This is a genomic window from Vibrio sp. 10N.222.49.C12, assembly GCF_041475025.1.
In the GTDB taxonomy this organism is placed as follows: Bacteria; Pseudomonadota; Gammaproteobacteria; order Enterobacterales; family Vibrionaceae; genus Vibrio; species Vibrio crassostreae_C.
Genome location: NZ_JBFRVF010000024.1, coordinates 13,390 through 35,133, shown reverse-complemented (window position 1 = coordinate 35,133; position 21,744 = coordinate 13,390). Strand labels below are relative to the sequence as shown.

Annotated in this window: 17 protein-coding genes; 9 read left to right on the top strand and 8 right to left on the bottom strand. The window is 45.1% G+C overall.

The window, feature by feature from the left end:
* The first annotated feature begins 5 nt into the window (after positions 1-5).
* The 4 genes from ileS to ispH all read left to right on the top strand — a co-directional run bounded on the left by ileS (position 6) and on the right by ispH (position 5,234).
* Positions 6-2,882, top strand: a complete 2,877-nt coding sequence (ileS, locus tag AB4583_RS08425; protein ID WP_017059344.1) for an isoleucine--tRNA ligase — start codon at positions 6-8, stop codon at positions 2,880-2,882.
* A gap of 157 nt (positions 2,883-3,039) precedes the next feature.
* Entirely contained in the window at positions 3,040-3,540 is a 501-nt protein-coding gene (lspA, locus tag AB4583_RS08420; RefSeq protein WP_004739521.1) for a signal peptidase II, read from the top strand.
* A 149-nt stretch (positions 3,541-3,689) separates the two neighbouring features.
* Positions 3,690-4,121: an FKBP-type peptidyl-prolyl cis-trans isomerase gene (fkpB, locus tag AB4583_RS08415; protein WP_004739519.1), complete on the top strand. Its 432-nt coding sequence runs from the start codon at positions 3,690-3,692 to the stop codon at positions 4,119-4,121.
* A gap of 156 nt (positions 4,122-4,277) precedes the next feature.
* Positions 4,278-5,234 (top strand): 4-hydroxy-3-methylbut-2-enyl diphosphate reductase, encoded by a 957-nt coding sequence (ispH, locus tag AB4583_RS08410; protein WP_171731860.1) that lies wholly within the window; start codon positions 4,278-4,280, stop codon positions 5,232-5,234.
* Positions 5,235-5,324: 90 nt separating this feature from the next.
* Here the strand turns inward: ispH and btsR are convergent, their stop codons facing one another.
* From btsR to AB4583_RS08395, 3 genes are all read right to left on the bottom strand, one after another.
* A complete protein-coding gene (gene btsR, locus AB4583_RS08405) occupies positions 5,325-6,056 on the bottom strand; it encodes a two-component system response regulator BtsR (protein WP_017070063.1) in 732 nt (243 codons plus the stop codon).
* 105 nt (positions 6,057-6,161) lie between these two features.
* Positions 6,162-7,832: a sensor histidine kinase gene (locus AB4583_RS08400; protein WP_017070062.1), complete on the bottom strand. Its 1,671-nt coding sequence runs from the start codon at positions 7,830-7,832 to the stop codon at positions 6,162-6,164.
* Between the two features lie 264 nt (positions 7,833-8,096).
* Positions 8,097-9,587, bottom strand: coding sequence for a carbon starvation protein A (locus AB4583_RS08395; protein ID WP_017062863.1), 1,491 nt, complete (start codon positions 9,585-9,587; stop codon positions 8,097-8,099).
* Between the two features lie 354 nt (positions 9,588-9,941).
* Here AB4583_RS08395 and AB4583_RS08390 point away from each other — a divergent pair, with 354 nt between their 5' ends.
* Positions 9,942-10,292, top strand: a complete 351-nt coding sequence (locus tag AB4583_RS08390) for a DUF2799 domain-containing protein (protein ID WP_017059350.1) — start codon at positions 9,942-9,944, stop codon at positions 10,290-10,292.
* Between the two features lie 117 nt (positions 10,293-10,409).
* Here AB4583_RS08390 and murQ read toward each other — a convergent pair whose 3' ends face one another.
* Both murQ and AB4583_RS08380 read right to left on the bottom strand, forming a co-directional pair.
* The gene (murQ, locus tag AB4583_RS08385; RefSeq protein WP_050651903.1) at positions 10,410-11,330 is read right to left on the bottom strand and encodes an N-acetylmuramic acid 6-phosphate etherase; all 921 of its coding nucleotides are present in this window, start codon (positions 11,328-11,330) and stop codon (positions 10,410-10,412) included.
* Positions 11,331-11,375: 45 nt separating this feature from the next.
* Positions 11,376-12,491: an anhydro-N-acetylmuramic acid kinase gene (locus tag AB4583_RS08380; protein WP_017070059.1), complete on the bottom strand. Its 1,116-nt coding sequence runs from the start codon at positions 12,489-12,491 to the stop codon at positions 11,376-11,378.
* A gap of 121 nt (positions 12,492-12,612) precedes the next feature.
* On the opposite strand from AB4583_RS08380, the gene nagZ reads away from it, so the two are divergent.
* The 3 genes from nagZ to tyrA all read left to right on the top strand — a co-directional run bounded on the left by nagZ (position 12,613) and on the right by tyrA (position 16,167).
* Positions 12,613-13,602, top strand: coding sequence for a beta-N-acetylhexosaminidase (gene nagZ / locus AB4583_RS08375; protein WP_372117015.1), 990 nt, complete (start codon positions 12,613-12,615; stop codon positions 13,600-13,602).
* A 246-nt stretch (positions 13,603-13,848) separates the two neighbouring features.
* Positions 13,849-14,922: a 3-deoxy-7-phosphoheptulonate synthase gene (locus AB4583_RS08370; RefSeq protein WP_017059354.1), complete on the top strand. Its 1,074-nt coding sequence runs from the start codon at positions 13,849-13,851 to the stop codon at positions 14,920-14,922.
* Positions 14,923-15,039: 117 nt separating this feature from the next.
* Positions 15,040-16,167: a bifunctional chorismate mutase/prephenate dehydrogenase gene (gene tyrA, locus AB4583_RS08365; RefSeq protein ID WP_017062859.1), complete on the top strand. Its 1,128-nt coding sequence runs from the start codon at positions 15,040-15,042 to the stop codon at positions 16,165-16,167.
* Positions 16,168-16,296: 129 nt separating this feature from the next.
* Here tyrA and AB4583_RS08360 read toward each other — a convergent pair whose 3' ends face one another.
* From AB4583_RS08360 to ettA, 3 genes are all read right to left on the bottom strand, one after another.
* On the bottom strand, positions 16,297-17,328 hold the full coding sequence (locus tag AB4583_RS08360; protein ID WP_029235755.1) for a M23 family metallopeptidase: 1,032 nt from the start codon (positions 17,326-17,328) through the stop codon (positions 16,297-16,299).
* Between the two features lie 49 nt (positions 17,329-17,377).
* On the bottom strand, positions 17,378-17,746 hold the full coding sequence (locus AB4583_RS08355) for a PilZ domain-containing protein (RefSeq protein WP_372117014.1): 369 nt from the start codon (positions 17,744-17,746) through the stop codon (positions 17,378-17,380).
* Between the two features lie 90 nt (positions 17,747-17,836).
* Positions 17,837-19,504 carry an energy-dependent translational throttle protein EttA gene (gene ettA / locus AB4583_RS08350; RefSeq protein WP_017056147.1) on the bottom strand — a complete coding sequence of 556 codons (1,668 nt, stop codon included), beginning with the start codon at positions 19,502-19,504 and terminating at the stop codon, positions 17,837-17,839.
* A gap of 263 nt (positions 19,505-19,767) precedes the next feature.
* Between ettA and sltY the strand changes: the two genes are divergently transcribed.
* Positions 19,768-21,717 carry a murein transglycosylase gene (gene sltY, locus AB4583_RS08345; RefSeq protein WP_372117012.1) on the top strand — a complete coding sequence of 650 codons (1,950 nt, stop codon included), beginning with the start codon at positions 19,768-19,770 and terminating at the stop codon, positions 21,715-21,717.
* Positions 21,718-21,744 lie beyond the last annotated feature (27 nt).

Sequence of the window (21,744 nt, the reverse complement as noted above, 5' to 3'; positions counted from 1 at the left end):
AATCGATGAGTGATTATAAAGATACCCTGAACTTACCAGAAACAGGGTTCCCAATGCGCGGCAATCTGGCAAATCGTGAGCCAGAAATGCTGAAGCGTTGGTACAAAGAAGATCTTTACGGCGAAATCCGTAAGGCAAAGAAAGGTAAAAAATCTTTCGTACTGCATGATGGCCCTCCATACGCGAACGGCGATATTCACATTGGCCACGCGCTGAATAAGATTCTTAAAGACATTATTATCAAATCTAAGACCCTTTCTGGTTTTGATGCACCGTACATCCCTGGTTGGGACTGTCACGGTCTTCCAATCGAGCTAATGGTTGAGAAGAAGAAAGGTAAGCCTGGTCAGAAGATTTCGGCGGCTGAATTCCGCGAAGAGTGTCGAAAGTACGCTGCGGGTCAAGTTGAAGGTCAGAAAGAGAGCTTCAAACGTCTTGGCATCATGGGCGAGTGGGACAAACCTTATCGCACTATGGATTTTGGCACAGAAGCGAACATCATTCGTTCTCTTGGCAAAATCGCAGACAAAGGTCACCTTCTTAAAGGTTTCAAACCCGTTCACTGGTGTACTGATTGTGGTTCTGCTCTGGCTGAAGCTGAAGTTGAATACAAAGATAAAGTTTCTCCATCTATCGATGTGAAATTTACAGCAGCTGACGAAGCGGCGCTTCTAGAGAAATTTACTCTAGCTGAAGGTCATGCGGGTCAAGGCGAAATTTCTATCGTTATCTGGACAACAACACCATGGACTCTGCCTGCTAACCGCGCAGTATGTCTACGTGATGATCTTGAATACGTGCTTATCCAAGTTGAAGCGAATGGCGACCAGCCTGCTCAACGTATCGTTGTTGCTTCTGAACTAGCAAAAGACGTAATGGATCGTGCAGGTATCGAGCACTTCCACAACCTTGGTTTTGCTACAGGTGCTGATCTTGAGCTTTCTCAGTTCAACCACCCGTTCTACGACTTTACTGTTCCTGCAGTTCTTGGCGATCACGTAACAACAGATTCAGGTACTGGTGTGGTTCACACTGCGCCTGGTCACGGTCAAGAAGATTTCGTGGTTGGTAAAAAGTACAACCTAGAAATCGCTAACCCAGTTGGTTCTAACGGCGTTTACCTGCCAGATACAGAGCTATTTGCTGGTCAGCACGTATTCAAAGCGAACGACTCTGTTTTAGAAGTTCTAAAAGAGAAAGGTGCACTTCTGCATCACCACGCTTACGAGCACAGCTACCCACACTGTTGGAGACACAAAACTCCAATCATCTTCCGCGCAACACCACAATGGTTCATCTCTATGGATCAAGCTGGCCTACGTGCTAAAGCACTAGAGTCAATCAAGAGTGTTGAGTGGTTGCCTGAATGGGGTCAAAGCCGTATCGAAGGCATGGTTGAAGGTCGTCCTGAGTGGTGTATCTCTCGTCAACGTACTTGGGGTGTGCCAATTGCTTTGTTTGTTCATAAAGAAACAGCAGAACTTCACCCAGAAAGCCCAGCGCTTATTGAAAAAGTTGCGAAGCTAGTTGAAGAGAAAGGCATTCAAGCTTGGTGGGATGTAGACGCTGCTGAACTTATGGGCGCAGAAGACGCTGATAAGTACGAAAAAGTAATGGATACGTTAGACGTATGGTTCGACTCAGGTGTTACGCACTTCTCTGTTGTTGATTCTCGTGAAGAGTACAACTTCCCGAACGAAGAGCGCACTCACAGTGCTGATCTTTACCTTGAAGGTTCAGACCAACACCGTGGCTGGTTCCAGTCTTCTCTAATTTCATCTATCGCGATGAAAGACGAAGCACCGTACAAGCAAGTACTAACGCACGGTTTCGTAGTGGATGGTAACGGCCGTAAGATGTCTAAATCTATCGGTAACGTTGTTGCTCCTAAAGACGTAACCAACAAGCTAGGTGCAGATATCCTGCGTCTATGGGTTGCTTCTACAGACTACACGGGTGAAGTTGCGGTTTCTGATGAAATCCTGAAGCGTTCAGCGGATGCTTACCGTCGTATTCGTAACACGGCTCGTTTCTTCCTAGCGAACTTGAACGGTTTCAACCCTGAAACTGACCTAGTTCCTGCTGAAGAGATGGTTGCACTTGATCGCTGGGCTGTTGGCCGTGCTCAAGCTGCACAAGAAGAGATTGTTAAAGCATACGGCGAGTACAACACTCACGGTGTGACTCAACGTCTAATGCAGTTCTGTTCTATCGAAATGGGTTCTTTCTACCTAGACGTAATCAAAGACCGTCAGTACACAGCGAAGCAGGGCAGCCATGCTCAACGTAGCTGTCAAACGGCGCTTTACTACATCGTAGAAGCTCTAGTTCGTTGGATGGCACCTATCATGTCGTTCACTGCAGATGAAATTTGGAACGAAATGCCAAGCTCTTTACCAACTGGAGAGCAGCGCGACACGTTCGTATTCACAGGTGAGTGGTTCGAAGGTCTATTTGGTCTTGCAGAAGGCGAAGAGCTAAGCAACGAATTCTGGACTGAAATCCAGTCTGTTCGTGGCGCAGTGAACAAGCTTCTTGAAGATGCTCGTAAAGAGAAAACGATCGGTGGTGCACTGCAAGCTGAAGTTACTCTATACGCTGACGATGCACTAGCGGCTAAAATCAACAAGCTAGAAGATGAGCTACGTTTCGTACTTATCACCTCTGCAGCTGTTGTTAAGCCACTGAGCGAGAAGTCTGATGCAGCGCAAGCGACAGACGTTGCTGGTCTATTCGTTGAAGTTGCGGCTACTGAAGCTGAGAAGTGTGACCGTTGCTGGCACCACACTCCAGATGTAGGCACTATCGAAGGTCACGAGAAAGTTTGTGGTCGTTGTGTGTCGAACATCGACGGTGAAGGCGAAGTGCGTAAGTTCGCATAACGACTCAGAGAAAGACTGAACTTTTTGTAAAAATCATAGCCCCAGTATCAACTGGGGTTATTTTTAGTTATAGGAAATGTGTTTAACCAAGTTGGTAATCAAGGTCACGTAAGGTGACTAACAATGAATACCAACTTCGTAAATACTAGGAATAGAAATGAGTGAAGTTTCGTTAAAACAATCCGGTGTACGTTGGTTATGGCTGGCTCTATTGGTCTTCTTGGCTGATATCGGCATTAAACTCTTTGTCATGGACAATATGGGTTATGGTTGGGCAAACCGTATTGAGGTGCTGCCATTCTTTAACTTTTTGTACGTGCATAACTACGGTGCAGCGTTTAGCTTCTTGAGTGATCAAAGTGGTTGGCAGCGTTGGTTATTTACGGGTATCGCATTTGCGGTAACAGGTATGCTGACGTACTGGATGAGCAAACTACCAGCAACAGAGAAGTGGAATAACATTGCTTATGCGATCATCATTGGTGGTGCAGTAGGTAATGTGTTTGACCGAGTCGTACATGGCTTTGTTGTCGATTACTTAGACTTCTACTGGGGCACTTACCACTGGCCTGCATTTAACTTAGCGGATATGGGAATCTGTATCGGTGCTGCGATGATCATCTTAGATGGTTTCCGTAAGAAAGACGAAAGCAAATAGCTTGCTTCAAAGTCAGTCTATGACTCACAGAATAGAATAGCCCTAAGCGCTGTCGGTTGATTCCGGTGGCGCTTTTTTTTATGCTTCAGTCAACAAGGAAGCAAAGCAAAATGCATCCTCAAATAATAAAGAAGTCTAAGGAAAGTAACGTGGCAGCAATTAAAAATGATTCAGCAGTAACCCTACATTTTACGATTAAGATGAAGGATGGTTCAGTTGCCGATAGCACCGAAAATATGGGCAAACCGGCGAAGTTCGTGATGGGAGATGGTAGCCTAAGCGAGAACTTTGAAGCGTGCTTACTTGGGCTTGAAGCCGGTACTGAAAAGTCTATCGACCTGAAAGCGGAAGATGCATTTGGTATGCCGAATCCAGATCATATCCATCACATGGACCGTGCTAAATTTGTTGGCGACTCTGAGGTTGAAGTGGGCACTATCATGGCATTTTCTGGTCCAGACGGCATGGAAATCCCAGGTATTATCACTGAGATCGCTGGCGATTCAGTGACGGTTGATTTTAATCACCCACTTGCAGGCCAAGATGTTACGTTTGACGTCAATATCTTAGCTGTCGACTAGCTCTCTGAACGTTAGAATAGCTGTCTTCACGCTAGAACAAGATAGCCTTACAGCAGTGATGTTACCCAGAGCTTCACTGTCTAGGCGCTTCACTGTAGAATGCGAGCCTCGCCGACGGCGAACTCTATAGAAACAACCTTAGTACCGCGATAAATGATGAGCAATGAAATGAAAATAATGTTAGCTAACCCTCGTGGCTTTTGTGCCGGTGTTGATCGTGCGATCAGCATTGTCGAGCGCGCACTCGAAATGTACCAGCCACCGATCTACGTTCGTCATGAAGTGGTACACAACCGCTTTGTTGTTGAGGGGCTAAAACAACGCGGTGCTATTTTTGTCGAAGAACTTAGCGAAGTGCCAGACGATAACATCGTGATCTTCTCTGCTCACGGCGTGTCTCAAGCGGTTCGTAAAGAAGCGAAAGAGCGCGAGCTAACGGTATTCGATGCAACGTGTCCTTTGGTAACTAAAGTTCATATGGAAGTGGCTCGTGCGAGCCGCAAACATATGGAAGTGGTACTGATTGGTCACGCAGGTCACCCTGAAGTTGAAGGTACTATGGGTCAATACGCGAGCCAAACAGGTGGTATGTACTTGGTTGAGAGACCAGAGGACGTGCAAAACCTAGTGGTGAACGATCCAACTAACCTGCACTATGTTAGCCAAACTACCTTGTCTGTTGATGAAACCGCTGATGTAATCGAAGAGCTACGTCGTGTATTCCCTGAGATTCAAGGCCCTCGTAAAGACGACATCTGTTACGCGACTCAAAACCGTCAAGACGCTGTTCGTGAGATGGCAAACGATGTTGACGTTGTGATTGTGGTTGGTTCTAAGAACTCATCGAACTCAACACGCTTGAAAGAGCTGGCTGAAAAACTAGGCACACCTGGTTACCTAACGGATTGCCCTGAAGACATTCAAACAGAATGGGTTGAAGGCAAGAAGAAAATCGGTGTAACGGCGGGTGCATCTGCTCCTGAAGAGCTGGTAAATCAAATCTTAGATCGAATTCGCGAGCTTGGTGCTACTGACGTTGAAGAGATTCAAGGTCGTGAAGAGAATATGTTCTTCGAAGTACCAAAAGAGCTACAGATTAAACAAGTCGACTAATTTCTATCGATTCTTAAACAGTAAAAAGCCAACGTTGATGCGTTGGCTTTTTTGATCGTGCTTTGGAACAAGGCGTCTAATTCTAACGCGTTACTGGAGACCGAGTTGCTCTTTTAAAGTCTTTAAATAACGACGACTCACCGGGACTTCAAAGCCAGTCAGGGTAATGATCTCTGCTAATCCATTTTCTAGCAGTTTGATCTCTTGGATCGATTTTATGTTGATCAAATACTGTCGATGACAGCGGATCAAATCGGTCTTTTCTTCCAAGATCTTTAGTGTTAACTGTGAGGTTGCGGTTTGCGATGAGCTACGAACATGCACACCACTGATATCGGAATAGGCGCACTCTACCGTTTGGCTTGCCATGATCACAATGCGGTTATGACCAATACATGGGATTTGCTCTAAGTGACAGGGAGCAATCGCTGAGATGTTCTGTTCTGGTGCTTTCTGATTTTGTTTGATGACCTTATTCAGGCGACAAACGCTCTTGTTTAATCGACAAGGCTCGACTGGCTTAAGTAGGTAATCAAAAGCGTTATCTTCAAAGGCTTGAATCGCATATTGGTCGTAGGCGGTGACGAATACCACGTAGGGCATGGTATCTGGGTCAAGCATGCTTAACAGCTCAATCCCAGTAACCTGCGGCATTTGGATATCCAAATACACGACATCAGGCTTGAGTAGGTTGATCTGTTTCAGTCCTTCGATCGCGTTACTCGCTTGGCCTATGATTTCCACTTCTCCGGTTTCGGTCAGCAGCTCAATCAGTTCTTCGCGAGCAAAAAGCTCATCATCGATAACTAGTGCCTTTAACATCCTACAATCTTCATCTTGGTTCTATCCCTGCTTGGTTCACGCTTATCTTTTAAATGTCTGCTTCTAAATGTTTCAACTCGGAGCGATCCGTCTCCGAAAAGACCGTTATTTTAGTATAGGTATGATAAAGCTCATTCGAGTAAATTGCTGTGGTTGAGATTCTATTTTTAGTGCTGAGTCTTGTCCAAAGAAATTAGTGAGTCGTTTATCAACAATCTCCATACCTAATCCGACATGATCTTGAGATGGTTTCTGATAGTTGCCTGCATTGTCTTCGACGATCAGTTTGAATCCACCTCCGAAAGGTTCGCTGTAGATCTTTACTGTGCCACCTTCCAACATGTTCGAAATACCATGTTTGATGGCGTTTTCTACCAGCGGTTGCAGGGTAAAGCTCGGCAATTGAGATTCATATAACTGCGGGTCGATATCCCATTCCACTTCTAGTCGATCGGTAAAGCGTGCTTTCTCTATGGTCAGGTAAGCGTTGACGTGTGCCAGTTCGTCTTTGAGCTTCACGGTGTTGATGTTCTGCTTTAGGTTGCTTCTAAAGAAGTGAGACAGGTGTTGAATCAACTCTCGAGCTTTATCTGGGTCACGACGTGTTACTGCGCTGATAGTATTAAGCGCATTGAACAAGAAGTGCGGGTTCACTTGAGCGTGCAGCAGTTTGATTTCTGCTTGTGTCAGTAGCGTTTGCTGCTGCTGGTAGTTGCTAAATAGGATCTGGCTCGACAGTAGTTGAGCGATACCTTCACCCATCGACATATTGATAGTTGAGAATAGTTTCAGCTTTGGCTCATAGAGCTTGATGGTGCCGACCACTTCGTTACCCGCGCGCAATGGAATAATCAACGCAGAACCCAATTTACAATCCTGCGACAAGGAGCATTGGTATGGGTTCTCTTTGCCATCAAGGTAGATGATGTCGTTCTGTTCCATCGAAGTGAGCGTGCTTTGCGATGAAATCGGGGTGTTCGGAATATGGTGTTCATCACCAATACCAACGAACGCGAGGATTTTCTCTCGGTCGGTAATCGCTACCGCTCCTACGTTGGTCTCTTCATAAACGATACGTACGATTTTTTGTGCGTTATCGGAATTGAACCCACCATGCAAAATACCCACCGAACGTTCGGCAATGGTCAGTGCGCGGCGTGAGAAGGTAGCCGAGTACTTTTCGAAGATGGTTTTTCTGTCTTGGATGATGCTCATGAACAGTGCTGCACCGACCGAGTTAGCGATGATCATTGGCGCCGCAATATCGGAGACCAGAGCATAGGATTGTTCGAAGGGTTTGGCGACTGCGAGCAGAATCAACATTTGAATAATTTCTGCAAATAGGGTGACAGAGAACACTACCAGCGGATTAAACAGCTGACTGGCTTTGTTCTTTCTGACTAAGTACACATGCAGCAGGCCACCAATCAAGCCTTCTGCTGTCGTTGAGATAGCACAAGCTAAGTCCGTAAATCCACCCAATGAATAGCGATGAATCCCGCCAGTAAAGCCGACCGCAAAGCCAACTACAGGACCACCAAACAAACCGCCCATTACCGCGCCCATCGCTCGCGTGTTGGCGATGGCATCATTGATTTGCAGTCCGAAATAGGTGCCCATAATACAGAATAGGGAGAACAGAACGTAGCAGCTGATCTTATGGCCTAAGCGTGAAGAGATGCTCAACAAAGGGAGAATCAGTGGGGTTTTACTCAGCATGTAAGCAATCACTAAGTAGACGCAGGTTTGTTGCAGCAGAGAGAGAATGAGTTCCATATTTTCACCTATTGAGACGCTTGTTAAGTGTAAAGCTCATTGCTTGGTAACGGTAGCTTTGCTTGTGTTTTAGTAGCCTATATTCGCTTCCCAGAGTTGAAAGCACTAACGCCTACAAACAATAAAGCCCATCACAGTGGACGGGCTTTAGTCTTAGGTTCCACGAATCACTGAGTGATTACGGGAGCAAGCGAAGTTGTGTTTGGCTGTTCTTTTATCTCTTTCTATGAAGATTGGTCTCTTGTTCCCAAGAGCCTTAAAGAACTAGGCTGTTTTGGTAACGCCTTTTGCTTCTTTCTCTTCTTCATCAGCTAGGTCGATATCGCCTTTGCCTTTTGAAATTTTAATAACGTAAGCCGCAACACCTAGCGCACTCACCACACCAATGATGGTTGAGATTTGCATTGGTAGACCGAAGCCCAGTTGGCTGTTGTTCAGGATGAATGTGATACACACAGACGTCATGAAGATAGCTGGAACTGTTGTTACCCAGTGCAGTTTGTTGTGGCGAAGTAGGTAAGCTGAAGCTGTCCACAGCATCATTACGGCTGTTGATTGGTTAGCAAAACCGAAGTAGCGCCAGATGATACCGAAATCAACTTGAGTCAGGATGCCACCGATAACGAACAGTGGTAACGCCATTAGTAGACGGTTACGCAGTGTTTTCTGTTCCATGTTGAAGTATTCAGCAAGGATAAGACGGCTTGAACGGAACGCTGTGTCACCAGAAGTGATTGGTAGGATAACCACGCCAAGGAAAGCAAGGATACCGCCAAATACACCCAGTAGACCAAATGAAGCGCTGTATACTACGTTACCTGGGCCGCCGTTTGCAATTGCGTCAGACAGAGACTCAACCGAACCGAAGAAAGACAGAGCAAGTGCACACCAGATTAGAGCGATGATGCCTTCACCAATCATTGCGCCGTAGAATACGAAGCGACCGTTCTTCTCGTTTTCCATACAACGCGCCATCAGAGGAGACTGAGTGGCGTGGAAGCCAGAGATAGCACCACATGCGATAGTGATGAAGAGAGCAGGCCAAAGTGGTAGGTCATTCGGGTTCATGTTGGTGAACATGTCGCTGATCTCAAAGCCCCCCATGATTTGGTGTTCGTCAGATAGACCAATCGCAGTGATTAGGCCAACAGACATAAAGATAAGCAGTGCACCGAACAGTGGGTAGAAGCGACCAATGATTTTATCGACAGGGACAATCGTTGCGATGATGTAGTAAGCAAAAATGATAACAACCATCGTAGTTGCAGACATCGCGAAATCAGTTTGGTCGTTCACTAGGTTAGTGATCATACCTGCTGGAGCAGATACGAATACCACACCAACAAGAAGCAGTAGAACAATGGCAAAGATGTTCATAAAGTGTTTTGCGCCATTGCCTAGGTAACGTCCAGTGATGGTTGGAACCGAAGCTCCGCCATTACGGATAGATAACATACCTGAGAAGTAGTCGTGTACTGCACCTGCGAAGATACAACCTAGAACGATCCAAAGCATTGCTGCTGGACCATAAAGGGCACCCATGATAGGGCCGAAGATTGGACCTACACCTGCGATGTTAAGCAGCTGAACTAGGTAAACCTTTGGTGTCGACATTGGAACGTAGTCCACGCCATCTTGCTTAGTGTGAGCAGGTGTTTGGCGTTTTTCATTGATACCGAAAATCTTCTCGATAAAGGTACCGTAAATAAAGTAGCCACCAATGAGTGCTGCGACACAGGTAAGAAACCACATCATAATTTGTTATCCCTGAATGTATTAATTAAGTCAGGGTGTATATTAAAGGAGTCGATGAGAAGAAACTTCCGCTACGAGAGTGAGTGGTCGAATAGCCAATTTAGCGGTGTTATAACTGATTTAGTGGTTTGTTCACTGTGCTGAGTGGCCGATATTTCTATCGAGAGGCCTATTAGCTCTATAGAGAGGTTGTTTGAGTTGGCTTAACGGCGACTATTGATTCTGAGTGGTCGGAATGAACCTAAAGTGGCGAACATTAGACAATAAGTGGACATCGATAGGCGTTCAGTGGAGAATCACCACAAAGGCAGCGCTTCGTCAGAAAGTGGTGAAGTAACAATATAAAGGATTGAAATGAAAAAAATAATCGTACTATTCGCCGTGGCATTTAGCCTTGCAGGATGCAGCGCCAATGTTCAAGATTTAGCAGCTGAAGGCAATTGGCAAGAGATTGGCTATCGTGATGGTATCAAAGGCCACACTCAGCGTTCGTATTCAGAGATGACTGAGCTTGGCGCAGTCGATCAAGCGAGTTACACAGAAGGTTATCACCTAGGTGTGACTGAATATTGTAATCCGAACCATGCTTATCAGATTGGTTTATCTGGTCAGGTGTATGAAGGCGTGTGTTCTGGTACGGAAGACGCTCAACGTTTCCGTATGGAATGGCAACGCGGCTGGGACGAGTTCTCAAACGACTATTAAGCCCAAGCTAGCCATAAAAAATTAAAACTAAAAAAAGACCAGTACCGCGTGTGTGCTGGTCTTTTTGTATGTCGTTGAAGTAGCTGTCTAAATGAGAAGCTACAAGCCAAATTAAGATTACTGATTATTCTCGACGGCTTTTCTCAAGAAGCCATTTTGCTTATCAAGCTGAGCCTTGGCTAACTCTAAATCTAGCCCTGTTAGAATCATCAAAATAGATAACTTCACATCGTAATCAGTCGCTTTAAGTGTCGACACCGCCAGTGCTTTATCGCACTCCGTTGCTTGGATAACGATACGAGCGGCGCGGGCAACCAACTTTTCATTGGTCGCTTTTACGTCGACCATAAGGTTTTGGTAGCTCTTACCAATGCGAATCATGCTGGCAGTGGTCAGCATATTAAGCACCAGCTTTTGTGCTGTACCTGATTTGAGTCGTGTTGAACCAGTCAATGCTTCTGGGCCAACCACCGGGCTAATTGCGATTTGAGCGATTTCAGCAATTGGAGAGTCAGGGTTACAAGATAATGCAACCGTTACTGCGCCAAGCTGATTGGCATAGTTGAGTGCACCAATCACGTAAGGTGTGCGACCGCTCGCAGCAATACCTACCACGACATCATTTTCTGAAAACTGAATCGCTTTCAGATCTTCAATGCCGAGAGTTAGCGAGTCTTCTGCACCTTCTTTGGCTTTTAAAATCGCCTCTGGTCCGCCTGCAATTAAGCCGATAACCATTTTGTCCGAAACACCGAAAGTCGGTGGGCATTCTGAGGCGTCTAACACACCTAATCGACCACTGGTGCCTGCGCCCATATAAATCAGTCGACCACCGTTTTGAAAGGCATGAGCAATTTTATCGACCGCTTTCGCGATCTGTGGCAGTTCCGCTTCAATCGCCAGTGGGACTTGCTTGTCTTGTTGGTTAATCTTTTCAACCACTTCGAGAGAGGTGAGCAGATCAATATCCATAGTGTCAGGGTTTCTCCCCTCCGAAACGAGGTGCGAGAGCGCTGATATGAGAGCGTCGTTACTCATAATGGTCCTTAAATGGTGATTCTAAAATGATGGTTCTAAAGTTGTTTAGTCAGCACGATAGAGAACGCCTAGAGAGGCCGCTCTGCTTGCGCCAGTCACTTCTGGTAAATTGCTTGGCAGTTGATGAATATGACGTTGAGCAAGCCACGCAAAAGCCATCGCTTCCATGTAATCGGCGTCCACGCCTTTACTGGTGGTTGAGTCAACCTCCCAACTTGGAAGCAGTTCAGACAGCCTCTTCATCAACAATGGATTTCGTGTACCACCGCCACACACATACAGTGCAGGCTGGTCACCCAAGCGATAAGTCTCCACTTCATTGGCTATCGTCAATGCGGTGTATTCACAAAGTGTGCGCTGAACATCTTCTGCTGCAAGATCTTTAAATTCTGTTAATTGTTGCTCTAGCCACGGTAGATTAAACAGTTCTCTACCAGTACTTTTCGGTGGTATTTGAGATAGATAAGATTCATTTAACAACTGTTCGAGAAAGGCTTGATTGAGCTGACCTTTAAGCGCAAATTGGGCATCACGGTCAAACTTATCGCCCGTGTGTTTATCAACCCAAGCGTCCATCAACATATTGCCCGGGCCTGTATCATAACCAAGCGTTGGCTGATTAGGGCGCAGCACTGAAATATTCGAGATACCACCAATATTCAACACTACAACTGAGCTGTCTTGTGGCTGGAAAATAGTATGGTGGAAGGCAGGGACTAATGGTGCACCTTGTCCGCCTAATGCCATGTCTTTACGCCTGAAATCGGCAACCGTTTGAATCTGTGTTTTAGCGGCAATGATGTTGGCATCACCCAACTGCATGGTAAATGGAGATTCGCCGCTTGGCTGGTGGAATACCGTTTGACCATGATTGCCAATCGCAGTCACAGAAGATGCAGGTGTACCTGACTTTTCGAGAAGTTGCAGAACCGCATCAGCAAACAGATGGCCAAGCTGGTGGTCGAGTTCGCCAATGGCAATCAAATCGGTTTTCTGACCAATACAAACTTCAAGCAGACGCGCTTTGAGGTCGTCAGGCATTGGGAACTCATCATGAGCAAGCAATGTGATACGCGTATCTTCAATCGACACTAAGGCCGTATCAACACCGTCCATACTCGTCCCTGACATCACACCGATATACAGTTCTTTATGATCCATTCCTAAGCTCTTGCACTGCATTCTTAAAGTCTTCCACAGATTGGTTTAAAAACATTGTAAAGCAAATTTAAAGAGAATAACCTCGGGAAGTTTATGAAATTAGGTTTAATAAGGGATAAATATGGGACCGTTGTGGGTTGATGTTGCAGGCTACGAACTGACTGCGGAAGACAAAGAAATTTTAGAGCACCCAACTGTTGGTGGTCTCATCTTATTTGCTCGAAACTACCACGATAGCAAACAGTTATCGGCGTTAAACAAAGAAATTCGCAAGGTAGCGAAACGTCCTATTTTGATTGGTGTCGATCAAGAAGGTGGTCGAGTTCAGCGCTTCCGCGATGGCTTTTCAATTATCCCAGCTGCTCAAGAATTCGCGACTAAGAATAATGGCGAACAGTTAGCAGAACAAGCGGGTTGGTTGATGGCGGCAGAATTGATTGCCCACGATATCGATCTGAGCTTTGCGCCAGTATTAGACAAAGGCCACGAGTGTAAAGCGATTGGTAGCCGAGCGTTTGGTGAAGATATTGATACCATTGTTCGTCATAGCAGCGCTTTCATCAAAGGCATGAAGTCGGTTGGCATGGCGACGACAGGCAAGCACTTCCCTGGACATGGTGGCGTGATTGCTGACTCACACTTAGAGACGCCATATGACCCTAGAGACGACATCTTCGAAACAGATATGGCAATCTTCAAGGCGCAAATTGAAGCTGGAATATTGGATGCCATGATGCCAGCTCACGTGGTTTTCTCTCACTATGATGATCAACCTGCGAGTGGTTCACAGTATTGGCTACAGAAAGTATTGAAGCAGCAGCTTGGGTTTAAAGGCTTGGTATTCTCTGACGATTTAACGATGGAAGGCGCTGCCATTATGGGCGGACCAGCCGACAGAGCGAAAGCGGCCTTGAATGCAGGTTGTGACATGGTGTTGATGTGTAATAAACGAGATGCACAAATTGAAGCTCTGGATAACTTAGCGATTCAAGAGGTGCCTTTAGCCAACTCATTGCTTAAAAAACACAGCTTTGATTTGTCGACACTTCACTCGGATGCTAGGTGGAAAGAGACCTCAGAGACGATTAAGCGAATGCTAGGCAGTGAGTGATAAATAAACACATAATAATTTTAGATAAGGCGATATGATAAATATCGCCTTTTTTGTATGTGTGATCCATGGTTTAAACCTATTTATCTCTTAGAGTGAGCTAAATTCAATGTGTAAGATAAAATTTACAGTTAATGTTTTTTATTGTTTACACTTGCAATCGTTTTTTTAGCTGTTATTGTGTTTTTAAAGATTGTTAGCCCAAATGGAAATGTTGGGTGTAAAAATAAATATACAGGTTGAGTTATGCAGAAAAGTGAATTAAGCAATGTCAATATCATCGACGAACAGGTACTGATTACTCCTGAGGAGTTAAAAGCAAAACTGCCTTTGAGTGATAATGCTCGTCGTTTCATTCAAGAGTCTCGTCAAACTATCGCAAACATCATTCATAAGAAAGATCATCGCATGCTTGTTGTATGTGGCCCATGTTCTATCCATGACATTGAAGCTGCGAAAGAGTACGCGAAACGCCTAAAAGCCTTATCTGAGCAACTTAGCGATCAACTGTATATTGTTATGCGTGTTTACTTTGAGAAACCTCGTACCACTGTCGGTTGGAAAGGTTTGATCAATGACCCACATCTAGACGGCACTTTCGATATTGAGCATGGTCTGCATGTTGGTCGTGAACTACTTGTTGAACTCGCTGAGATGGAAATCCCACTAGCGACTGAAGCATTAGACCCAATTAGCCCGCAATACCTAGCAGATACCTTCAGCTGGGCGGCTATTGGCGCTCGTACGACTGAATCTCAAACTCACCGTGAGATGGCAAGTGGTCTTTCAATGCCAATCGGTTTTAAAAACGGCACCGATGGCAACCTAGGCACTGCAATCAACGCAATGCAGGCGGCTTCTTCTAGCCACCGTTTCATGGGTATCAGCCGCGAAGGTCAGGTTGCACTACTAACAACGCAAGGTAACCCAAATGGTCACGTGATTTTACGTGGCGGTAAGCAGACGAACTACGATTCAGTATCGGTACACGAATGTGAGCAAGAGCTGGGTAAATCTGGCTTAGAGGCCGCGCTAATGGTCGACTGTAGCCACGCGAACTCTCGTAAAGATTTCCGTCGCCAACCTTTAGTTGCAGAAGATGTGATTCACCAAATTCGTGAAGGCAACAAGTCGATTATCGGCCTGATGATTGAAAGCCATATTAACGAAGGAAATCAATCTTCGGATATACCTCTCAATGAGATGAAATACGGCGTTTCTATTACCGACGCGTGTATCAATTGGGATTCAACTGAGGCACTATTAAAACATGCACATACGGAATTAGTCCCGTTCTTAGAGAACCGCTTGAAAGGTTAGTCAGAGTTTAAATTTAAGTGCCTCATCTAATGGGGCATTTTAAGATCTGTTGCTAGCGAACCTACGTGATTGTGGGATGATAGATTGGCACGGGCTTATAGATTAGTAAGGAATAAAATGGCCGTTGAACTGAACGAATTACGCGACCAAATCGATGCTGTCGATAAACAAATGTTGGATTTACTGGCTCAACGCCTTGCTCTAGTAGAGAAAGTAGGCGAAGTAAAAAGTGAACATGGTTTACCTATTTATGTACCAGAACGTGAAGCTGCGATGCTGGCATCTCGTCGTCAAGAAGCCGAGAAAATAGGGGTTCCACCACAGTTAATCGAAGATATTTTGCGTCGTACTATGCGTGAGTCTTATGCCAGTGAGAAAGATTCTGGCTTTAAGTGTCTTAACCCAGAGTTACGTTCAGTGGTGATCGTTGGTGGTAATGGTCAACTTGGTGGCTTGTTTGGTCGTATGTTCAAACTGTCTGGCTACGAAGTGAAAGTCCTTGGCAGCCAAGATTGGGATACAGCCGATGAAATCTTGGATAATGCAGGACTTGTGGTTGTGACTGTTCCAATTCACTTAACTGAAGGTGTGATTGCGAAGCTAGGTAATCTACCAAGTGATTGTATTCTATGTGATTTGACGTCAATTAAATCTAAACCGCTGCAAGCAATGATGAACATGCACCAAGGCCCAGTGGTTGGATTGCACCCAATGTTTGGTCCTGATGTTCCAAGCCTTGCTAAGCAGGTGATTGTTTACAGTGATGGTCGTGGTTCTGAGAGCTACCAATGGCTACTGAATCAATTTGGTATTTGGGGCGCGAGCCTTTGCCAGATGGATGCAGCTGAACACGATCACGGCATGACCTTGATTCAAGCACTTCGTCACTTCACCTCTTTTGCTTACGGCTTACACCTGAGTAAAGAGAACCCGAATATTGATCAGCTTCTGAAGCTAAGCTCACCAATCTACCGACTTGAGATTGCGATGGTTGGTCGTCTATTTGCTCAAGACCCGAACTTGTACGGTGATATCATTCTGTCTTCGGATGAGAATATAGAGATGATTCGACGCTTCCATAGCTGTTTCGGAGAAGCGTTAGAAATCCTAGATGGCAAAGATAAGGCTAAGTTTGTTGAGAGCTTCAACCAAGTGAGTGATTGGTTTGGTGACTACTCACAACAATTTTTACAAGAGAGCCAAAGCCTGTTAAAACAAGCACATGACTCGATTCATCGCGGTTAATAGTGTGGTTTGAAAAATAAAAAAGAGCGACCATTTGGTCGCTCTTTTTGTTTGTGTTGAATGCCGATATTGCATCTGGCCTATAGTAGGCGAAATGCATTTGGATCATCATGGGCCAAACGAAAAAACCTAGTTAGTCACGATAGGCTCTTTGTTATTCTCGTTCGAGACTCGGTTATCATCGCTGGATACTGTGTCGATAGTTGAACTGATGTAAGGCACGTTAGTTAGGTTGATCTGCAAGCGAACCACGTTATCAATCAGCTGAACGAGTGGACCCCATTTCACCTTTTTCTCTTTCTCAAACACGTAATTGAAGTTTTCTGGTGTCCAATCCATCAAGTATTGAGGGTTCAATGAGCGACCAAGGAAGCGTACTTCATAATGCAGATGTGGCCCAGTTGAGTTACCTGAGTTACCACAGCTCGCAATCACATCACCTTTACTGACAAACTGACCGCTGCGAACTTTGAATTTTTGCAGATGCGCGTAAGAGCTCATGAAGCCAAATGAATGGCGCATGGTGATAAAGTTACCAAAGCCTTTCTTGCTTGGGCGTACGGTTTCAATCACACCATCTGCCGGTGCTAAGATATCTTCACCACGCTTACAAGTAAGGTCGATACCAGTATGGTTGTGGCGTTTGCCTGTAATTGGGTTAGTACGGTGACCGTATGAAGACGAGATGCGTTGATAAGCCATCGGACTATCATTAGGAATTAAGCGGAACATGGTAGCTCTTACCGCGGAATCGACGGCTGCAGCATCAATACGGTCTTCTAGTGAAACCTCATCGGTGTGTAACTCTTCATCAGCCAGGCCTAGAACGGATTCCACATCGAATACACGCTTACCCAGTAATTGAATCGTACCTTCTTTCTCAGTTAAGGCTTGAGATAGGTTGTGGTTGGTTTCAACTTGTTCCGCGTATAAGAACTCGGTCTGCTCTTTTTCAACAATCAGAGTTTCAATTAACTGTTGTGCATCACCGGCTTGTGCAGCTAGCTTGTTTTTACTCTCAAGGTGCATGTAGGTTGCACCACCAATCAACATCGGTACTGAGAGCAGGGTTGTCATGCATAAGAGTACGGCTTTTCGACCGAAGTAAAACGTCTGTTCCCCCTGACTAGAGGGAATAGTAATGGACACTTTTTTAGACATGGTTCTGTATTAACTAAATGCTTCTAATAGAAAAAGGGTAATGGAGATATTATTCCTTGCCTAAGTCGGTAAGGTGTTCAATCTCTCTATAAAGCAGGTCATCGTCACCAACATTAAGCTCAACAAGGCGCTTAAGGTGGCTGATACTATCAATATCTAAATGCTCTATGCGTAAACGCATTGAGGTATTGATGGTAGAGACTATCGTTGCTTCTAACTGAATATTGATATCACTGTTTTCGAGCTTAAAGCTCACTTGAACAGGGACATCATGGCTAAGTTGTTTTGATTCATTGCATTGAATGAGTAAACCATGGAGTGATAAGTCTTGCACTGAGCCTGATATATTTACTTGTCCTTGTGAGATCTCAGTAGGGACTTGATAAATAACTCGTGAAAATTGACGTCTTTCAACCATAAGTAATCTCTCTATATCGATGCATTACACGTAAGCCAGATATATCAAAGGCCGCTATTATCGCGGCCTTTGTTCAAAATACAAGCTTATTTACTTAGCTATACGCTTGTACTTGATACGGTGCGGTTCTGCCGCTTGTGCGCCTAGAGTCTGCTTAAGCCACTCAGTGTACTCAGTATAGTTACCTTCGTAGAAGTTAACTTGACCTTCATCACGGTAGTCTAAGATATGGGTCGCAATACGGTCAAGGAACCAACGGTCATGCGAGATAACCATTGCACAGCCAGGGAATTCAAGCAGTGCTTCTTCAAGAGCACGTAGCGTTTCAACGTCAAGGTCGTTGGTAGGCTCATCGAGTAGCAGTACGTTACCGCCCGCTTTTAGCAGTTTCGCTAAGTGAACACGGTTACGCTCACCACCAGAAAGCTCACCGATGATCTTCTGTTGGTCGTTGCCTTTAAAGTTGAAACGAGAACAGTAAGCACGCGCAGGGATTTCGAAGTTGTTGATCTTAATGATATCAGCGCCTTCAGAGATCTCTTGGAATACTGTCTTAGTGTCGTCCATGCTGTCACGGAACTGATCAACAGAAGCAAGCTTAACGGTTTCGCCTAGTTCAACTGTACCTGAATCTGGCTGTTCTGCACCGCTTAGCATCTTGAATAGTGTTGATTTACCTGCACCGTTGGCACCAACGATACCGACGATTGCGCCCTTAGGCATGCTGAACGATAGGTCGTCGATAAGAACGCGATCACCAAACGATTTAGTCAGGTTGTTCACTTCAAGAACTTTATCACCTAGACGCTCACCTGGCGGGATGAACAGTTCGTTGGTTTCGTTACGCTTCTGGTATTGGCCAGTTGTCAATTCTTCAAAACGAGCCATACGAGCTTTAGACTTAGCTTGACGGCCTTTAGGGTTTTGACGAACCCATTCAAGTTCTTTTTCGATTGTCTTTTGACGTGCGCTTTCGCCCGCTTTTTCTTGCTTAAGACGCTCGTCTTTTTGCTCTAGCCAAGACGTGTAGTTACCTTCCCATGGGATACCTTCACCACGGTCAAGTTCTAGAATCCAGCCAGCTGCGTTGTCTAGGAAGTAACGGTCGTGGGTAATCGCCACAACAGTACCACTGTAATCAACAAGGAAGTGCTCAAGCCATGCTACTGATTCTGCATCCAAGTGGTTGGTTGGTTCATCAAGAAGCAGCATGTCTGGCTTTTCAAGAAGTAGACGACAGATAGCAACACGACGACGCTCACCACCTGATAGGAATTCAATTTTCGCATCCCACTCTGGAAGACGAAGTGCATCAGCAGCACGCTCTAGAGCTGTCTCTAAGTTGTGACCGTCTTTTGCTTGAATCAGTGCTTCTAGTTCGCCTTGCTCTTTAGCAAGTGCATCGAAATCTGCATCTGGTTCTGCGTAAGCTGCGTAAACTGCATCGATACGCTTAAGTGCGTCTGCAACATCAGAAACCGCTTCTTCTACGATTTCACGAACCGTTTTTGATTCGTCTAGTACAGGTTCTTGCGGTAGGTAACCTACTTTAAGACCTTGTTGTGCACGTGCTTCACCATCAATATCAGTATCAATACCAGCCATGATACGTAGTAGGGTAGATTTACCTGAACCATTTAGACCCAAAACACCGATTTTAGCGCCAGGAAAAAAGCTAAGAGAAATGTCTTTAAGAATTTGACGCTTAGGTGGAACAGTTTTGCTCACCCGAGACATGGTATATACGTATTCAGCCATTGCCGATCGATCCTAATTATTGTTCAAAATTGTCTGCTATTTTATACCAATATCCTCAAAGATGTTACTCCTAGGATAGAAAAGCCATTCTTGAACGAATCCTTACCTATTATTGTCACATTGGTCATTAAAACTATATTTAATAAGCTTCTGAGGCGAAGTGTTAAATATTAATAATATTTACACTCAAATCCTTTACATTTGATGTGATGTCGGGCGTAAATAGACTTCACGTATTCATACACGCACTAAGGAAAGAGCGAATGTTTTTCCGCATTGGTAATACGAAAATTGCTGTGGCTGCATCAGTAGTTTTGTCTTCATTTTCACTGGCTCCAATGGCTATGGCTGGCAATGCCTCAGAGCTAGAAATGCAGCGTGATGTTTATGATAGAGCGCAAGAGGTTTTAGACAACCGTGATCTAAAAGCTTATTCAACACTGCGCAGCAAAATTCAAACATACCCTCTCACGCCTTACACCGATTATCGTGCTTTTCTTGTTGGCTTAGGTGATCGCACTCCGGCAGAAGTGGATGCGTTTATTGAAGAGAACAAAGCACTGCCATTTTCTAATCGTATGCGAGCACCATATCTAGATGCGCTCGCTTCTAGAAAACAGTGGCAAACCATCCTTGAGTTTCAGACCAAAGAGCCAGTGGGTGAAAAGTACCAATGCATTTATTACCGAGCGAACTATGAGCAAGGTAATCAAGAATTGGCTTTTAAAGGGGCGAAGCAGCTTTGGTTGAGCGGTGATGGGGTTGATGACGCTTGCGACCCTTTATTTAAAAGCTGGGATCAAGCAGGCTTAAGAACCGATGAGCTGATTTTAGATCGTATGCTATTAGCGTTTGAAGGGCGTAACGGTAAGCTGATGACCTATCTGATCAAGCAATTGGATCATGATGAGTCAATTGCTCAAGCTAAGCAGATGAAGGCGTTATACAACAAGCCTGAAAATGTGCTCACATTCGCTAAGAAACATCCAGCCAATGAGTTTTATCAAGCTCAAACGGAGTTTGCTTTTAAGAAGCTAGCAAGAAAATCGGCTAGCAGTGCCCAAGAAGTATTTGATGATGTCATCAAGGCCCAGAAGTTTTCTGAAGAGAAATCTCAAGAGCTCGCTGATTACCTGACTTTCCGATTAATTAATACCGATTCTGAAGAGTTGATGGAGTGGCGAGACGAGATGTTGGCGAGTTCGTCGAAGCAAGTCTTGTTGGAACGTCGTGCCCGTTTGGCTATTCAGCATGCCGATTGGACTGGATTGAAAGAGTGGATTGCCCGCTTGGACGACAAGCACCAAGCGTCATTGCGCTGGCAATACTGGTTAGGCCGGGCTGAAATATCAACAGGTGATACTGAAAAGGGGAACCAACGTCTGTCTGATATTTTAGGTCAGCGTAATTTCTACAGTGTTGCGGCGGCAAAGCAGTTAGGTAAACCGATTCAATATCCAACCTCTACGTTGAAATACAACCCAGAAACAGTGAAGCCTTTTAGTACTTCGCTGACTCGTATCGATGAACTTATCACTCGCGATAAAATTGCCGCAGCCAAAAGTGAATGGCGCTGGCTACTGACCAATGCAGATAAAGAGCAAAAAGAGATGCTAGCCGCTTACGCTGCAACACAGCGTTGGAATCACTTCACTGTGATTGCGAGTATTTCAGCGAAAATGTGGGATAACATTGCATTGCGTTTCCCGGTCGCTCATAAGTGGTGGTTTAACTTCTACGCAGAGAAGCATGATATTGACCCAATCACCTTGATGTCTCTAGCAAGACAAGAGAGTGCGATGGACTCTGAAGCTCGTTCTCCTGTTGGTGCTCGCGGTGTTATGCAAATTATGCCAAAGACAGCGCAATACACGGCGAACAAGCACAAGATTAAGTACAATGGTAGCGATGATCTTTACGATGTCGGCAAGAATATCGAAATTGGCAGTCACTACTTAGATGGCTTGCTCTCTCAATATGACAACAACCGTATCTTTGCTTTTGCTGCCTACAACGCAGGTCCAAGCCGTGTGAAACAGTGGCGTTCTCGTAGTGATGAAAAGCTTGATGCCTTCGCTTTCATTGAGATGATTCCGTTCAAAGAGACACGCGGTTACGTTCAGAACATCTTAATGTTTGAGACTTATTACCGAGACATCTTGGGTGAACAGGGTGAGTTTTTGGCTCCCCATGAGGTGAAAACTAAATATTAAAGGTCGATAAGACCTGAAACTGAGTGA

Coding starts and splice junctions, on each gene's coding strand:
- AB4583_RS08360 (WP_029235755.1), bottom strand. CDS start 17,328: ATGTCTAAAAAAGTGTCCATTACTATTCCCTCTAGTCAGGGGGAACAG.
- nagZ (WP_372117015.1), top strand. CDS start 12,613: ATGGGACCGTTGTGGGTTGATGTTGCAGGCTACGAACTGACTGCGGAA.
- sltY (WP_372117012.1), top strand. CDS start 19,768: ATGTTTTTCCGCATTGGTAATACGAAAATTGCTGTGGCTGCATCAGTA.
- btsR (WP_017070063.1), bottom strand. CDS start 6,056: ATGTTAAAGGCACTAGTTATCGATGATGAGCTTTTTGCTCGCGAAGAA.
- murQ (WP_050651903.1), bottom strand. CDS start 11,330: ATGAGTAACGACGCTCTCATATCAGCGCTCTCGCACCTCGTTTCGGAG.
- lspA (WP_004739521.1), top strand. CDS start 3,040: ATGAGTGAAGTTTCGTTAAAACAATCCGGTGTACGTTGGTTATGGCTG.
- AB4583_RS08400 (WP_017070062.1), bottom strand. CDS start 7,832: ATGGAACTCATTCTCTCTCTGCTGCAACAAACCTGCGTCTACTTAGTG.
- AB4583_RS08355 (WP_372117014.1), bottom strand. CDS start 17,746: ATGGTTGAAAGACGTCAATTTTCACGAGTTATTTATCAAGTCCCTACT.
- AB4583_RS08390 (WP_017059350.1), top strand. CDS start 9,942: ATGAAAAAAATAATCGTACTATTCGCCGTGGCATTTAGCCTTGCAGGA.
- ileS (WP_017059344.1), top strand. CDS start 6: ATGAGTGATTATAAAGATACCCTGAACTTACCAGAAACAGGGTTCCCA.
- AB4583_RS08395 (WP_017062863.1), bottom strand. CDS start 9,587: ATGATGTGGTTTCTTACCTGTGTCGCAGCACTCATTGGTGGCTACTTT.
- AB4583_RS08380 (WP_017070059.1), bottom strand. CDS start 12,491: ATGGATCATAAAGAACTGTATATCGGTGTGATGTCAGGGACGAGTATG.
- tyrA (WP_017062859.1), top strand. CDS start 15,040: ATGGCCGTTGAACTGAACGAATTACGCGACCAAATCGATGCTGTCGAT.
- AB4583_RS08370 (WP_017059354.1), top strand. CDS start 13,849: ATGCAGAAAAGTGAATTAAGCAATGTCAATATCATCGACGAACAGGTA.
- ispH (WP_171731860.1), top strand. CDS start 4,278: ATGAGCAATGAAATGAAAATAATGTTAGCTAACCCTCGTGGCTTTTGT.
- ettA (WP_017056147.1), bottom strand. CDS start 19,504: ATGGCTGAATACGTATATACCATGTCTCGGGTGAGCAAAACTGTTCCA.